General features: G+C 70.0%; 15 protein-coding genes. 3 read left to right on the top strand and 12 right to left on the bottom strand.

Features of this window, described 5'->3' with window-relative positions:
* Positions 1–1,172 (bottom strand): MFS transporter (locus tag JM949_RS15060; RefSeq protein ID WP_203149108.1); only part of this gene is annotated, 1,172 nt, incomplete at its 3' end.
* Positions 1,173–1,279: 107 nt separating this feature from the next.
* Here JM949_RS15060 and JM949_RS15055 point away from each other — a divergent pair.
* From JM949_RS15055 to JM949_RS15045, 3 genes are all read left to right on the top strand, one after another.
* The gene (locus JM949_RS15055; protein WP_145778291.1) at positions 1,280–1,879 is read left to right on the top strand and encodes a TetR/AcrR family transcriptional regulator; all 600 of its coding nucleotides are present in this window, start codon (positions 1,280–1,282) and stop codon (positions 1,877–1,879) included.
* Positions 1,880–1,951: 72 nt separating this feature from the next.
* Positions 1,952–3,292, top strand: coding sequence for an acetyl-CoA carboxylase biotin carboxylase subunit (locus JM949_RS15050; protein ID WP_203149107.1), 1,341 nt, complete (start codon positions 1,952–1,954; stop codon positions 3,290–3,292).
* Between the two features lie 73 nt (positions 3,293–3,365).
* Positions 3,366–4,286 (top strand): hydroxymethylglutaryl-CoA lyase, encoded by a 921-nt coding sequence (locus JM949_RS15045; RefSeq protein WP_203149106.1) that lies wholly within the window; start codon positions 3,366–3,368, stop codon positions 4,284–4,286.
* A gap of 54 nt (positions 4,287–4,340) precedes the next feature.
* Here JM949_RS15045 and JM949_RS15040 read toward each other — a convergent pair whose 3' ends face one another.
* From JM949_RS15040 to JM949_RS14990, 11 genes are all read right to left on the bottom strand, one after another.
* Positions 4,341–4,916, bottom strand: a complete 576-nt coding sequence (locus tag JM949_RS15040; RefSeq protein ID WP_203149105.1) for a snapalysin family zinc-dependent metalloprotease — start codon at positions 4,914–4,916, stop codon at positions 4,341–4,343.
* Positions 4,917–5,036: 120 nt separating this feature from the next.
* Entirely contained in the window at positions 5,037–6,020 is a 984-nt protein-coding gene (locus JM949_RS15035) for an aldo/keto reductase (protein WP_203149104.1), read from the bottom strand.
* Positions 5,977–7,029, bottom strand: coding sequence for a GNAT family N-acetyltransferase (locus JM949_RS15030; protein WP_203149103.1), 1,053 nt, complete (start codon positions 7,027–7,029; stop codon positions 5,977–5,979). Before JM949_RS15030 ends, JM949_RS15035 begins: the two co-directional genes overlap by 44 nt.
* Positions 6,987–7,217 (bottom strand): hypothetical protein, encoded by a 231-nt coding sequence (locus JM949_RS15025; RefSeq protein WP_203149102.1) that lies wholly within the window; start codon positions 7,215–7,217, stop codon positions 6,987–6,989. The genes JM949_RS15030 and JM949_RS15025 overlap by 43 nt, the downstream gene beginning before the upstream one ends.
* Positions 7,217–8,533, bottom strand: coding sequence for a diaminopimelate decarboxylase (gene lysA / locus JM949_RS15020; RefSeq protein ID WP_203149101.1), 1,317 nt, complete (start codon positions 8,531–8,533; stop codon positions 7,217–7,219). Before lysA ends, JM949_RS15025 begins: the two co-directional genes overlap by 1 nt.
* Before the next feature lie 60 nt (positions 8,534–8,593).
* Entirely contained in the window at positions 8,594–9,148 is a 555-nt protein-coding gene (locus JM949_RS15015; protein WP_203149100.1) for a hypothetical protein, read from the bottom strand.
* A 67-nt stretch (positions 9,149–9,215) separates the two neighbouring features.
* Positions 9,216–9,500, bottom strand: a complete 285-nt coding sequence (locus tag JM949_RS15010; protein WP_203149099.1) for a hypothetical protein — start codon at positions 9,498–9,500, stop codon at positions 9,216–9,218.
* On the bottom strand, positions 9,497–10,747 hold the full coding sequence (locus JM949_RS15005) for a GNAT family N-acetyltransferase (protein WP_203149098.1): 1,251 nt from the start codon (positions 10,745–10,747) through the stop codon (positions 9,497–9,499). Before JM949_RS15005 ends, JM949_RS15010 begins: the two co-directional genes overlap by 4 nt.
* A gap of 102 nt (positions 10,748–10,849) precedes the next feature.
* A complete protein-coding gene (locus JM949_RS15000) occupies positions 10,850–12,112 on the bottom strand; it encodes an MFS transporter (protein ID WP_203149097.1) in 1,263 nt (420 codons plus the stop codon).
* 11 nt (positions 12,113–12,123) lie between these two features.
* Positions 12,124–13,698, bottom strand: a complete 1,575-nt coding sequence (locus JM949_RS14995; protein ID WP_203149096.1) for a B12-binding domain-containing radical SAM protein — start codon at positions 13,696–13,698, stop codon at positions 12,124–12,126.
* Between the two features lie 16 nt (positions 13,699–13,714).
* On the bottom strand, positions 13,715–15,268 hold the full coding sequence (locus JM949_RS14990) for a B12-binding domain-containing radical SAM protein (protein ID WP_203149095.1): 1,554 nt from the start codon (positions 15,266–15,268) through the stop codon (positions 13,715–13,717).
* Positions 15,269–15,292 lie beyond the last annotated feature (24 nt).

Raw genomic sequence — 15,292 nt, 5'->3', positions numbered from 1 at the left:
ACGGTGACCAGCGCGAACGTGGCCGCCGCCGCACCCGCCACCGGCGCCGTGCCGTAGGCCGCGGCAACCAGCCCGGCGAGCACCGCGCCGAGCGGTGCGGTGAGCAGACCGACCATCCGCTGCGCCGCACCGACCCGGCCCAGCAGGCCGGTCGGCACGTGCCGCTGCCCGTACGACGCGCCCAGGCTGTTCCACACCACCGTCCCGGCGGCGAAGACGGCCAGCCCGATCGCCCCCGGCACCGGATGCCGGGCCAGCGCGAAGCCGGTGAGCGCCACGGTCTGCGCGGCGAGCACCACGCGCAGCGCCGGCAGCGTGCCGAGCCAGGCACCGAGCCGACCCGACCCGAGGGCCCCTGCCACACCCCCGACGATGGCGGCGGCGGCGAACAGGCCGTACCCGGCCGGTGGCACCCGCAACACGTCAAGCGCGTAGAGCACCTGCACCGCGATGATCCCGCTGATCGCCAGGTTGCTAGCGGCGGCCAACAGGGTGATCCGCCACAGGGTCCGGTGCGCGCGCAGCCAACGAAGTCCCTCGACGATCTCGCTCCACACCGATTCGCGCCGGGCTCGGGGTCGCGCGGCCGCGGGCGCGACGGGCGCCGGGGAGAGGGCCAGCACGAGCAGGGCGGCGGCGGCGAAGGTGACGGCGTCGAGGGCGAACGGGACGGCCGGGGCGACGGCGAACAGCACACCGGCGGCGGGTGCCCCGAGGAAGCCGCCGGCCACCGCCGACCCGGCCTGAAGTCGACCGTTCGCCCGGGCCAGCGCGTCCGGCGGCACCAGCGCGGGGAGCAGCGCGAACGAGGCGGAGTCGAAGAGCGTGCCCAACGCGGCGAGCAGGAACGCCGCCACCAGCAACAGCGGGACGCTGGCCCGCTGGAGGGCGACGGCCACGGCCAGTGCCGCCACCACGGCGGCGCGCACCCCGTCGACGAGGGCCATCGTCCGACGGCGGTCCCGACGGTCCGCGTACACCCCGCCGAGCAGGCCGAAGAGCAGCGGCGGCAACTGTCCGGCCACGGTGATCGCCGCGATGATCCGCGGGTCGCGGCTCACGGTCGCGGCCAACAGGGCCAGGGCGGGCGTACGCAGCGCGTCTCCGAACCTCGACGAGACGGCGGCGGACCAGAGCAGCCGGAAGTCCCGGCCGAGCGCGGTGACAGTCATGCCGGTGACCGTGCGGGTTCGACCCGGTCGAGGGTCAAGCCACCACAGTGCGGAACGACAGTCAACCGCCGCCCCCCGGCAGCCAGCTCGCGGTCTAGGCTTGCCCGGTGACGGTCGAGCAGCAGGCACGGGGTGCGGCGGGTGCGGGCCGGCGCAGGTCCCGCAAGGACGAGATCCTGGAGATCGCGGTCGGCCTGTTCGCCGCCCGTGGCTACCACGGTGTGTCGATGGACGACATCGGCGCGGCAGCCGGGGTCACCGGTCCGGCGCTCTACCACCACTTCGCCGGCAAGGAGGCGATGCTGGCCGCCGCGCTGATCCCGGTCAGCGAGGGGTTGCTGGCCGGCGGGCGGGAACGCGCCGCCGGGCATCCGGACGACCCGCGTGGCGTGCTGGAGTCACTCATCGACTTTCACGTCGAGTTCGCGTTGGCCAACCCGGCGGTGATCGCGTTGCACCTGCACGAGCTGGACCGCCTGCCCGAGGAGCCGAGGCGTCGGATTCGTCGCCTGCAACGGCTCTACGTCGAGGAGTGGGTGACGGTGCTCACCGCGCTGCACCCGGGCATGCCCGACGGGGAGGCGCGGGTGCTCGCCCACGCCGCGTTCGGCCTGATGAACTCGACGCCCTTCCTCGGTGGCGAGGTGGACCGGCGACGTCGGGCCGAACTGCTGCGCGGCGCGACCCTGGCCGCGCTGCTCGCCTGAGCCCGACTCGTCAGAAGCGTGTCGGTCATGATTCCCTGACATCGTCCCAACATCCGGACGTCGGGAGGAAAGATGATCGAGTCACTGCTGGTCGCCAATCGCGGCGAGATCGCCCGCCGGATCATCCGGACCGCAAAGCGGCTCGGCATCCGCGCGATCGCGGTCCACTCGGAGGCCGATGCCGACCTGCCGTTCGTTCGGGAGGCGGACGAGGCGGTCCTGATCGGGCCGCCGAACCCGGCACAGAGCTATCGCAACACCGAGGCGATCCTGGCCGCCGCGAAGTCGACGGGTGCGCAGGCCATCCACCCCGGTTACGGCTTCCTCTCGGAGAACGCCGAGTTCGCCCGTACCGTCGAGGCGAGCGGCCTGATCTGGGTCGGGCCCGGCGCGGACGCGATCACCGCGATGGGCGACAAGATCAATGCTCGGAACCTGATGGCGGCGGCCGGCGTCCCGGTCGCGCCCGGCACCACCGACCCGGCGGCCGACCTCGACGCGGCGGTGACGGCCGCCGCCGAGATCGGTTACCCGGTGATGGTCAAGGCCGCGGCCGGCGGTGGCGGCATGGGCATGGGCGTGGCCGTCGACGAGGCCGCGCTGCGCACCGAGTACGACAAGGTGCGCGCGTTCGCCGAGCGGATGTTCGGCGACGGTTCGGTGCTGATCGAGCGGTACTTCCCCCGGGTGCGCCACGTCGAGGTGCAGATCCTCGGCCTGGCCGACGGCCGGGTGGTAGCGCTCGGCGAGCGGGAGTGCTCGGTGCAGCGGCGTAACCAGAAGCTGGTCGAGGAGTCCCCGTCGCCGGCGGTCTCGCCGGAGCTGCGGGAGCGGTTCCTGGCGGCGGCAATACGCGCCGGCGAGGCGGTCGGCTACCGCAACGCGGGCACTGTGGAGTGCCTGCTCGATCCCGCCACCGAAGAGTTCTTCTTCCTGGAGATGAACACGCGGTTGCAGGTGGAGCACCCGGTGACCGAGTACGTCTACGGCGTCGACCTGGTCGAGGAGCAGCTGCGGGTGGCGTCCGGGCTGGCGCCGACGTTCGACCCGGACGCGTTGACCCCGGGTGGCCACGCCATCGAGATGCGGATCAACGCGGAGGACCCGAAGCGCTTCCTACCCGGCCCCGGTGTGATCAGGACCTGGGTAGAGCCGACTGGCGAGGGGGTCCGGGTGGACTCGGGTTACACCGAGGGCAACACAGTCACCCCGTTCTACGACAGCCTGCTGGCCAAGCTGATCGTCACCGGCGCGACCCGTGACGAGGTGCTCGCACGGGCGAGGACGGCGGTCGCCGCCTTCCAGATCCAGGGGCCGAAGAACAACGTCCCCTTCTTCGCCGAGCTGCTGGAGAACGCCGAGTTCCGCTCCGGCACCTACGACACCGGCATCGTCTCCCGCATGCGCTCTTGATCAATGCGACAGTCGGTCGGGTGGCATGCTGGGAACGTTGAGGTTGGTGGCTGCACAAAGGGGTGGGCCTGACATGGTTGATCTACCGGCATTCGTCTCGATCCGCGAGGTCGGGCCACGGGACGGATTGCAGAACGAGGACCCGATCCCGACCGACGCCAAGGTGCGGCTCCTCGACGCGCTCTCCGCCACCGGCGTCCGCCGGATCGAGGCGGTGTCGTTCGTGCACCCGAAGGCGATCCCGCAGATGGCCGACGCCGACGAGGTGTGGCAGCGGGCGGTGCGGGCCGACGGGGTGCGTTACTCGGCGCTGGTGCCGAACACCCGGGGCGCCCAGCGGGCCCTCGCCGCCGGGTTCACCGAGATCGAGGTGGTGGTATCGGCCAGCGACACGCACAACCGGCGCAACGTCAACCGGTCCACCGACGAGTCGTTGGACGACATCGCCGAGTTGATCGACCTGCTGCACGGGGCGTCCGCCCGGGTCGAGGTGATCGTGGCGACCAGCTTCGGCTGCCCGTACGAGGGGGACGTCGACCCGGCGCGGGTGGCCGGCATCGTCGACCGGGTGGTCCGGGACGGCGCGGACCGGGTGGCGTTCGGCGACACCACCGGGATGGGCACCCCCCGCCGGGTCCGCGAGCTGCTCACCGCGGTCCGCGACCGCAACGCGCAGGTGCCGGTGCTGCTGCACTTCCACAACACCCGGGGTACCGCCCTGGCCAACCTGTTGACCGCGCTGGAGCTGGGGGTGACCGAGTTCGACGCCAGCGTCGGTGGCCTGGGCGGTTGCCCGTACGCGCCGGGGGCGAGCGGCAACCTGGCCACCGAGGAGGTCGTGCACATGCTGCAGGACATGGGCATCGACACCGGCGTCGACCTGGCCGCAATGATCGAGGCGGCGGAGTTGGCCGAGGAGTTGCTTGGCAAGAAGCTGCCGTCCGGCGTGCTGCGGGCGGGCCCGCGAACCCGGCTGACGCCGATGCCGAGCTGAGGACGTGACGAAGGGGCCGGCGAACACGCCGGCCCCTTCCACCTGTCAGATCGGTCAGCTCACCGGGGTGAGCATGCTCGGCCAGCTGTCCCGGAAGATGTCCGCCCCGGCGCTGTCCGTGCTGCGCTCGGTGGCGATGCGGGTGCCGGCGAAGAGGTTGCTGACCCGGCTCGCCTCGGCGCTGCTCGGGTACGGGTTGGTGCAGCTGGTGCCGGCGCTGCCGCCGGACATCAGGAGGGCGCAGTTGCCGTTGTAGTTGTCCGGCAGGCCGAGGATGTGCCCGATCTCGTGGGTCATGATCCGCAGCGGGCTGTACTGCGCGGCCTGCTGGGTGTCGATGTAGACCCGGCCGTTGCCGAGGCTGGTCCGCTGGGCGTACGAGCCGCCGCCGGTGATCTGGTAGATCCGCAGGTTCGAGCCGCAGTTCGCGGAGAGCGTCAGGTTGACGGTGGCGTTGTTCCAGATCGAGGCGGCCTGGCTGGCGATGCCGGCGTAGCTGCCTGCCTGGCTGGTGTTGTAGCAGATGGTCATGGCGGCGGACGCGGGCGCCGGGTTGGCGACCGTGACGGCCAGTGTGGCACCTGCGGTCGCGACCATCGCTACCGCGATTCGACTGAGTCGTGAGGTCATCGCTGACTCCAATCTGGAAGGGGGTGCCAGGAGCCTAGTCATAGACATCTGTAAATATCAATGTCTACTTCGCCAACGCCTGGTCACCGCCCACCCGGATCAGGGCCTGACAGGGAACCGCTACTGCGACCACCAGGTCGGCTGACGGGACCAGCGGTGCCGACGCAGCGTCGCCAGCACCTCCGGCTCCAGCGGTTTCCCGTCGCTCACCGCGATGTTGTTCTCGACGTGCGCGATCCGCCGCATCCCGGGGATGGTGGTGCAGACCCGGGGGTCCGCCAGGATGAAGCGCAGCGCCGCCTCCGGCATCGGCATCCCGGGCGGCAGCTCCTCGCCCAGCGCCCGGGCCCGGGCGACGCTCTCGGCCAGGTTCTCCGGCACGAAGTACGAGTTGCGCCAGTCCCCCTCCGGCCACGTCGACTCCATGGTCAACGTGCCGGTCAGGGTGCCCTCGTCGAACGGAACCCGGGCGATGACCGCGACGTCCCGCGCCGTGGCCGCCGGGAACAACTCGTCCTCGGGATCCTGGTCGAAGATGTTGTAGATGACCTGGACGGCGTCGATCAGCCCGGTCTCGATCGCCCGTACGCCGTTCCACGCCTCCCAGCGGTTGACCGAGATGCCGATCCCGCCGATCAGGCCAGCGTCCCGCAGCCCGGTGAGGGTGTCCCGCCAGCGCGGGTCGTCCGTCCAGGAATCCTCCCAGACGTGCAGTTGCAGCAGGTCGATCGACTCCAGCCCGAGATTGTCCAGGCTCTTGTGCACGTACTCCTCGATGTGCTTTGGAGGGAAGACGTCATCGAGGGTCGATTCCCGGGTCGACGGCCACCGCATGTCCTTCGGCGGCACCTTCGTGGCCACGTACAGCCGGGTGCCGGGGTTGGCCCGCACCAGGTCGCCGAGCACCTGCTCGCTGTGCCCGCGCCCGTACACCCAGGCCGTGTCGAAGAAGTTGCATCCCAGGTCGACGGCGCGCTGGAGGGCGGCGAACTTCTCGTCGTCCTCGACGCCGGTCCAGCCGTGCAGACCGCCGCCGACCCCCCACATGCCGTACGAGATCTCACTGACCTGCCAGCCCAGCCGACCGAACCTGCGATAGTGCATGGTCACCTTCCTGCTGCGAGGGGATGGTGGGGACGGGCCCGCCCCAGGTCCGCACCGCCTGCCGGTAGTCCGAGCCGTCGATCGCGAAGGCGCGCGCCAGCTCGTCGGGGACGTCCACCGGAGGTCGGACCAGGCCCGCCGTCCACCTCGGCTCGGCACCCCGGGCGCGCTTGGCGCCGTAGGTGCCGGCACCGAGGTGCACCAGGGGTAGCCCGCGCTCCGCCGCCAGACCCCGAGGGCGGTACATGGTCAGGTTGAAGTACGAGTACGCCGCCGCCTGCCGCTCGAAGCCGGCCGCGCGGACGTACACCCCGTCCGGCCACAGGTAGTTGAGGCTGAAGCCGACCACGTCGTCGCCGGCGAATTCCAGGAGCACCAGGCTGTACGCGTCCAGCGCCGGCACCTGGGACGCGAAGTAGCGGTGCATGTCGGCGTCGGTGTCCGGGCCGCCGTACTTGCGCTGGGTGGCGCCGAGCAACGGCGCGATCACGTCCACGCACTCGGAGAGCCGGACCGTCTCCACCCGGTCCACGGCGTCGTCGTACCGTCGGCGTTCGCGTCGCCACTCCCGCCGGTCCGCCGCCTCGGCGGCCCGGTCGGAGACCTCGCCGCCCGGCGCGGGCAACACCGCCTCGGCCGACAGCATCGCCGCCACCGGACCGCGGCCGGCCGGGCCGACCGCCCGGTGCCAGGCCGCCTGGTACGCGGCCACGTGCTCGGCAGGGGTGTAGAGCAGCGCGACACTGGCCGCCCCGAGCCGCCCGGCGAGTGCCTCCACCTCGGCGAAGAGCGCGGTCAGCACGGCGTCCCGCCGGTCGCCGGTCAACTCCTTGGAGATCGCGACAGCGCCGTGATAGCCGGCCCGCGAACCCACCAGCAACGCGGGCAGGAACGCAGCGTGCTCCTCGGCCGACAGCGGCCGTTCCAGATTCTCCTCGGCGATGTGACCCGGGCTGTACGCCAGGTTCATCGACGGCACGCTCGCGCCGGCCCAGAGGTAGGTCGCCACCGCCGCCACGGTGCACCCGTGGCGTCCCGGGCCACCAGATAGGTGGTGACGAACGACGGGTCGGTCTCGGCCCAGGCCATCCACGGGTAACCGCTGTAGAACCCCTCACCCTCGGCGAGGCCGTTCCACACCTGCTCGCCGATCTCGCGGACCGACCGCAGGGCCGTGACCGACACGTCGTTTTTCATCAGCCGTTCCGGTCGCTACCGTCGTCGAGCAGTTCCAGCGCCACCAGGTCGTCGTACGTCTCCCGCCGACGGATCAACGAAACCTGGTCGCCGTGCACCAGCACCTCGGCGGGCCGCAACTGACTGTTGTAGTTGCTGGTCATCGCCATCCCGTAGGCGCCAGCCGTGAAGATCGCGAAGTGGTCGCCGGCCTTCAGCGCCGGCAACGACCGGCCCCGGGCCAGGTAGTCACTCGACTCGCAGATCGGGCCCACCACGTCGTACGTCGTCAGACCCTCGACGCCGGACACGTCGCGGGAGCTGGGGACCGCCTCCGCAGGTGGCTGCACCGGCCACATGAAGTGGTAGCTGTCATACATCGCCGCGCGGGCGATGTGCGTCATGCCGGCGTCGATCACGGCGAGTTGGTGGTCACCGGCCTGCTTGAGATAGCGGACCGTGCTGAGCAGAATTCCGGCATTGGCGGCGATGGTGCGGCCCGGCTCGAATATGACCTGACCACCCTGTCGAGTGAACCCGGTGAGCCGGTGCACGATCACTTCGGCGAAATCGTCCCAGCTCGGTGCGGTGCGGTCGACGTATTCGGCCGGAAAACCGCCACCCAGGTTGAGTGTCGTGATCCGGTGCCCGGCCGCCTCCAGCCGGGCGACGAGCGCGAGCAGCCGGTCCAGGGCGATGGCATAGACCTGTGGGTCGAAGATCGGGCTGCCCAGGTGGATGTGGAAGCCCTCGATCCGCAGCGCCTCGTCGGCGGCGGCCCGCGCGAACAACGCGCCGGCCCGCTCGATGTCGACACCGAACTTGCCGCCCCGGGTGCCGGTGGTCGTCCGGGCCGGGGTGCGCTGGTCAGGCGCGACATCGGGGTTGACCCGGATCGCCAGCCGAGGACGTGCCCCCTCCTCACGGGCGATCCGGGACAGCAGCTCGACCTCCGCCTCGGACTCGACGTTGATGCAGCGGATGTTGCGGCGGACCGCCTCCCGAAGCTCGGCCTCGGACTTGCCCACCCCGGCCAGCACCGTCCGCTCGGGGTCGATCCCCGCCACCATCGCCCGGTGCAGCTCGCCCCCGCTGACCGCGTCGATGCCGGCGCCCTCCCGACCCAGCAGCCTGAGCAGGTGTACGTTGCCCAGCGCTTTCGCGGAGAAGCAGACCAATGGGCTGACCGCGTCGAAGGCCTTGGCGAATCGGCGGTAGTGATCAATCAGGGTGCTCGCGGAGTAGACGTATGTGGGTGTGCCGTACCGCTCGGCCACCGAGGTCAGCGGCACCCCTTCACACCAGAGGGAACCGTCGCGATAGGTGAACTCATCCATCAAATCCTCATTCGGGAGATCAGCGCTCAGGATATCGCCCACCCAACGAAGATCTACCCCTTATCTGTACTCGTACAGGTCCTTCTGTTCGAGGGCACGAATCCGCTGGTAGTCCTCCTCCAGCCGGCTCGGATCATCCGCGATCAGGTAGAGATGGCCCGGCGAGGTGAACAGGTCGACGGTCCGGTGCACCGGGGTGCCGGGCAGCAGATCCAACGCCGACCCGCAGAAGATCGAGGGAATCTCGGCCAGTCGTTGGGCAGCGCCCTCGGCGACCGTGCCGTCGTAGGGCGCCACCAGACAGACGACCATCAGGGCCCGCTGCCGCTGGTAGCTGGCGCCGATCCGCCGGGCGAAACGTTCCGGGTCGGTGTACCGCTCGACCGTCAGCGACAACTGACTCACCCCGGTGGCCCGCTCGGGCCCGGCCGGGGAGACGCCACCCTCCAGCCGCGCCCCGGACTCGATCAGGACCGGCCCCCGGTCGTCGACCAGCAACTCGGTGTGCGCCGGGCCGGTACGCACGCCGAGCGCGTCCAGCACCCCCTCGACGAACGGGCGGAGCACGCCCTCGATCGCACCGGTCCCGTCCAGCAGGACCTGCCGGTCGTACACCGGACGCCGTCGATGAAGAAGCGGTCGTCGCGCCAGATCTCGTGGATGTGGTGGCGGCCGTCGAGGCTCACGCTGTTGACGAAGTACTGCTGGCCGACGAGCTGCTCCTGCACCAGCAACGAGTCGTTCGGCTGGCCCATGGCGTTCGTCGCGCCGAGCAGCTTCGCGGTCGCGCCCGCGCCTGGGCCTCGTCCGCGCAGAAGTACACCCCTTCCGAGCCGGCGCTGGCGGCGGGCTTGACCACCACCGGAAGCACCCGGCTGGCCGCGAGCCAGTCGTCCAGGTCCTCGACGCTGCCCACCCGTGCGCCGAGCGGCACCCGCAACCCCGCGCGGGCGACCGCGTTCATCATCGCGGGCTTCTCCCGCCGGGGACGTCCGCCGAGCGGACGTTGCCGGGCAGCCCCAGCAGCTCCGCGAGGTCGTCGGCCACGTTGACGCCCCACTCACTGCCCGCGATCACCTCGACCGGCCGCATCGGTGCGAGCAGTTCGGCGGCCGCGCCGAGGGCCTGCGGGGACTCGCCGCGCACTGTCAACACGGTCAGGAAGTCGTCCCGGCGCAGACCTGCGGCGTACCGCTCGTTGATGGTGCCGGTGAGGACCGCGACACAGCGCCGACCCTGCCGGTTGAAGGCGGGCGCCAGCAGCGCGCCGGTCGAGAACGGGTCGACGATCACCACGACCTCGCCCGCGGCCACCCCGGCGCCCGGTGGAGCCACCACGGTCTCCGTGACGAAGGAGGACCGGTACGGGCGCAGGTCGAGGCCGTGCGCCGGGCTGAGCACGTCGAGCCGCATCGGCAGCGGATCCGCCCAGGTGCCCGGCCGATCCGGTGGCCGGGCGTAGCAGAGGCTCAGCGCCGGCTCGCTGAGCCGTTCGGTGCTGAGCACCAGCTCCGCCTCGTCGCAGCCGTCGTCGTCGGGGTCGAGGTGGTGCAGCGGCACCGGCACGAACCCGAGTCGGCTCTTGAAGGTGAAGAGTCCGGCCTGGGCGATGTGGCCGTACAGGGTGGGGTCGGTGCCGAGCGAGATCCAGGCGAAGTCACGCCGGCGGGCCTCCTCGAACGCGGCCAGATAGAGCGCCCGACTGATCATCGCCTGGCGGACCTGCGGCCGGGCGGCGGAGAAGGCGATCCGCATGGCCGGGTCGGACGCGGCCACGCGGCAGACGACACCGGCGATCAACTCGTTCCCGGCGCGCGCCGCGACGAGGAAGAAATCGGCGAGCCCGGCCTCGGTGGCGTCGACCCAGTGCGCCGCCGGCAGACCGTGCGGCATGGCGGCGATCTGCGCGTCGTACACGGCGAGGAACTCGGCGAACAGCTCCGGGGTGAGCCGGGTGCACACCTCGATGGTGAGCCCCTGCGTGTCGACGAACCGGCGCACGTCCCGGAAGTTGCGGCGCTCCGCCTTGGAGAGCCCGGCGAGGAAGTCCTCGGTGCTGACCGGGGTGGGTCGCCCCCAGGTCACCCAGCGCGGCTTGATCCGGAAGCCGGCGGCCTGAAGGCTCGCCCAGTGCTCCCGGGGTGGGTCGGTCACGACGACCACGTCCGCGTCGTCCGCCCACCGTCGGTCCAGTGCCTCCTGCGCCGTTACCATGCACCTGCGCAGGCCGTAGTAATCTTCCGCGCCGTTTCCGGACACGTGTCCCCCCGCTTTTTCCGATCCCCGCCCCGGGCGTTCTTCGACCTCGCTGTCCCGTCACGCTCCGCTGTCGGCAGTGGCCAATGAATCGACGGTGCTCAGCGTAGCCCGCATCGACAAGACGGCCGCGAACGCGATCAGGGCGGCCGTCGGGGACAGCAGCCGCGCCTCGGTGGGGCCGAGCCAGCCCAGGACCGCGCCCGCCGCCAGCGTCCCGGCCGCACTGCCCACCGCCATCATCGTGGCCGCCAGGGCGAACGACTCGTTGATCACCGTCTTGGGCACCAGGCTGCCGAGCAGGCCGAACTCCTCCGAGCTGAGCGCCGCCAGGGGCAGACCCGCGAGGAACAGGCACACCGCGAGCACCGGGACCGAGGTGGCGAAGACCAGCGGCACCATGCACGCGAACGCCACCGCGAGCAGCACCAGGTAGCGGTTGACCGGCAGCCGGGTGTGCTGCCGCGCGCCGTAGACCAACCCGCCGAGGACGCTGGCCGCCGGGGGTAGGGACAGTAGCGCCACGCCGGTCGCCGCGGCGTCGCCGTGCGCCGACACGGTCGCCGGCACGGTGACCTCGAGTACGGCGAACGCCGCGGCCGCCCCGCCGGCGGCCACCAGGATCGCCAGCACGCCGGGAATGCGCCACGGCCTCCGCCCGCCCCGGGCGTCGCTCTGTCCAGCGGCGGCTGCGCCCGGCTCGCTGCCGTCGGCCTCCCGCCGCATCGTCGCCACGGCCGGTGCGGTGCCGTAGAGCAGGGAGCCGACAATGAGCATTCCGCCGGCCAGCAGCGTCGTGGTGAGTGCGCTGAACACGCCGGTCAGCAGGCCGGTCAGGGCGGGGCCGATCACGAAGAAGACCTCGACCAGCACCGCCTCCAGCGCGTTGGCGGTGTTCAGTGCCGGCCCGGGCGGCAGGATCAACGCCCAGGCCGCGCGGACTGTCGAACCCACAGGTGCCATGGTGAGCGCGACGGGCGCGACCGAGGCCACCAGCAACCAGCTCGGGCCGCTGCTCGCGACGACGAAGAGGGCTAGCGCCACCGCGTGCAGCGCCGCCAGTGTCAGCAGCACGACCCGCAGCCCGCGTCGGTCGATCAGCCGGCCGTGCAGCGGCCAGGCCACGGCCAACGCCGCCGAGAAGACGCCGAGGGCCGCCGCGCCGGCCGTGTAGGAACCGGTTTCGGCGCTGATGTGCAGGAATATCGCGAGCGGTTCGATGGCCACCGGCAGCCGGGCGAGCATCGCGGGCAACATCACCCGGGGAACGCCGGGCGTACGCCAGAGTGCGGCGTAGCGCCCGACGGCCTCACTCAGCGACATCAGTCACCAGTTCAGACAACGGGGACGGACTCCTTCTGCGCGCGCGGCCGGTAGATGCCGTCGTACTGGTCGATCAGCGAGCCGTTCAACGCCTCGGTGAGTCGCAGGCGTTGCTCGAACAGCTGGTAGTAGGAGAGGTGGTTCGACGGCATCGGCGAGAGGTAGACGCTGATCACTTCCGGCGTCTCCTCGATGTCGAACGATAGTCGATCTGCCTTCTTCCGGAAGTCCGCGGTGCCGGGGAGCAGAGTCCGGTTGAAGACATTGAAGTAGTTTGTTGCCTCGGTGCTCGCCTCGTTGAGCCGGGCCTTCAGCTGCAGGCACCGGTCGAGGTACATGTCGATCATCGCCTGGTCGTCGTCGTCATGCCCGATCAGCATGTTGAAGGTCAGATAGCGGACGCCGAGGTCCAGCATCGACGTGACGATCTGCAACTGCTCCTGGAAGGGCCGCAGCTTGTTGAACTTCTTGGTGGGCTCGTCACCGAGGTACTCGAGCGGGATCTGCACCCGGTAGCAGCCGATCCAGCGGTCCCCGCTGGTGTCGTTCCAGAACAGGGTCTCCATCAACTCCCGGTCGACCTCACCCAGGTCGAGGAACTTGCCGAACTCCAGCCCGTTGGCGAACTCCCAGGAGAAGCCCATCTCGCGGGCCATCCGGAAGATCTCCAGAGTGTCCTCCCGCCCGCTGTCGTGCAGCAGCGTCCCCCGCCCCGAGCGCTGGATCCGGGAGAGCGTGTTGTCCTCCTGGAACAGGATGTTCGAGATCCCCATCGACTTCAGGTACTCGAAGTGCCGCCGAACCACGTCCGGCTTCATGTAGCGGTAGTGCCCGCGCATCGGGGTCGCGCAGAACGAGCAGGTCCGGTAGCAGCCGCGCGAGGTCTCGAAACAGGTGAACGGGGCCCGCACTGTCATCGGCGGCTGACCCTCGCCGGTGTCGTCGTAGACCGACAGGTCGTCGATCAGGTCGAGCGCCATCGGCGGCAGCTCGGCCAGGTTGAGCTGGGCGCCACCCATGATGACCAGCCCGTCGCCGACCCGCCGGGTCATCACCATGCTCTCGATGGGCTGGCCGGTCGCCCGGGCCTGGATCAGCTTGGCGAAGGTGAGCTCACCCTCGAGCTGGATCACCACGTCGAAGCCGTTGGCCAGATACCAGTCCGGTCGGGCGGTGACGTCCATCCCTCCGCCGACGATCAGCGCGTTCGGGTTCACCTGCTTGAGGAACGTGGCGAACTCGGTCACCACCCGCGCCGAGTTGGTGAAGTTGTTGGAGATCCCGATGATGTCGGCGGCACGCGCCTCGTCCGCGTACGCCTCGAACGGGCCCCCGTAGCGATGGCAGTCGATGGTGCGCGGCCCGTACCGGAACGAGGCGTAGTGCACCGGCTCGCCGTCGTCCACCTGGGTGTCGACGATCTTGAACTCCGCGTCCACCCCCCACTCGCGCAGGTAGGCGCGAGCGCCGGCCGCCAACGTGACGAGCGCGCTCTTGGGGTTGCGGACCCGCACCGGGCTGATGGTGGTGTCCTCGTCGCGGAACGACTGCCCGGGGTACGGGGCGTACAACAGGGTGACACGCATGGCCGTAACCTCCTGGTCAGCCCGCGTAGATGCCGTCGTAGAGACGGTGCATCTCGCGATCGTTGAGCATGGTCGTCATCTCGAGGCGCTTCTGGTAGATGTCCCAGTAGGTGAAGTGATCGGTGTTGATCGCCGACAGGAAGATTCCGATGACTTCCGGGTTCTGGTCGATGTCGAACTGGAGCAGGGAGTGCAGGGTGGTCCAGTCCCGGGCTCCCGGCAGCAACGACAGGTTGAACACGTTGAAGTACGGCTGGTACCTCCCCTGCCCGACGGCGGTCAGCTCCTCCTTCAACCGCAGGCAGTAGTCGGTGAACATGTCGATGCCCTCGCGGTCGTGCTCGGGATAGCCGATGAACAGGTCGTACGTCTGGTGGCCGACGCCGTGGTCGGTGAGCATCGTCGCCAGGACGTCCACCTGCTCGTCGAAGCCGAGCAGCTTGGGGAACCGGCGCTTCTTGACGTTCATGTTGTCCAGCGGGATCTGCACCCGGTAGCAACCGACCCACCGGCCGTCGACCATCTTGCTGCCGAGCAGCGCGTCGGCGAGTTCGTGGTCGAATCTGCCGTTCTGCATGAACTTGCCGAACTCGATGCCGTTGGCGAACTCCCAGGCGAAGCCGTAGTCCCGGAACATGTGGAACATCGCGAGCACGTCTTCGCGCCCGGAGTCGTACAGGTAACGGCCGGTGCCGTTCTGCTGGATCCGGGACAGCGGGTTGTCCTCCTGCCACACGATCGTCTTGATGCCGTACTCCTGGAACGTCCTGAGGTGCTTCTCCATCGTCGGCAGGCTCATGTAGCGGTACCCGCCGCGGGACGGGGCCGTGCAGAACGAGCACCGCCACGCGCAGCCGCGGGACGTCTCCCAGCAGATGAAGCTGCCCTGCACGCCCTCCGGCGGCGGTCCCTCCGCCGTGTCCGTGTAGACCGAGAGATCGGGGATCAGGTCCAGGGCCATCGGCTCGATCGAATCCATCGGTACGGTCTCGCCGGTGTCCACCTTGGTGGGGATCAGCCGGCCCCGCAGCGAGATGTTCGGCACGGTGCCCAGGTCCTGCTTGCGGTTGAGCGCGTCGATGATCCGGGCGAAGGTCAGCTCGCCCTCGCCACGCACCACCACGTCCGCGCCCCGGGACAGGTAGTACTGCGGACGGGCGGTGCAGTCCACGCCGCCCACGACGACGATGGCCTTCGGGTTGACCCGCTTGATGTGCTGCGCGAGGTCACTGACGATGTGTGCGCTGTTGGTGAAGTTGCAGGTGATCCCGTGCACCTCGGCCGAGCGGATCTTCTCGTCGGCCTCCTCGAAGGGGGTGCCGTACCGGAAACAGTCCATGATCCGAGGGCCGTACGGCAGGGACTTGTACTTGACCCGCTGCCCACCGAGCTGAAGATCGATGATCTCGATGTCGCAGGAGTAGCCAAAGTGCGGTGCGTACGCCCGCAGCCCGGCGGCGATGGTGGTCAGCGCGCTCTTCGGGTTGAGTGGCCGCTCGGTGTTGATCGGCTCGCTCTCCCCCTGGAAGATCTGCGAGGGAAACGGGGCGTAGTAGAGGTTCACCTTCATGGCGTCTCCTGGGCCGGTAGGTCG

It is taken from the genome of Micromonospora tarensis (genome assembly GCF_016803395.1).
GTDB classification, from domain to species: Bacteria; Actinomycetota; Actinomycetes; order Mycobacteriales; family Micromonosporaceae; genus Micromonospora; species Micromonospora tarensis.
Note: the sequence above shows the minus strand (reverse complement) of the source record. Positions and strands in the feature narration are given on the sequence as shown.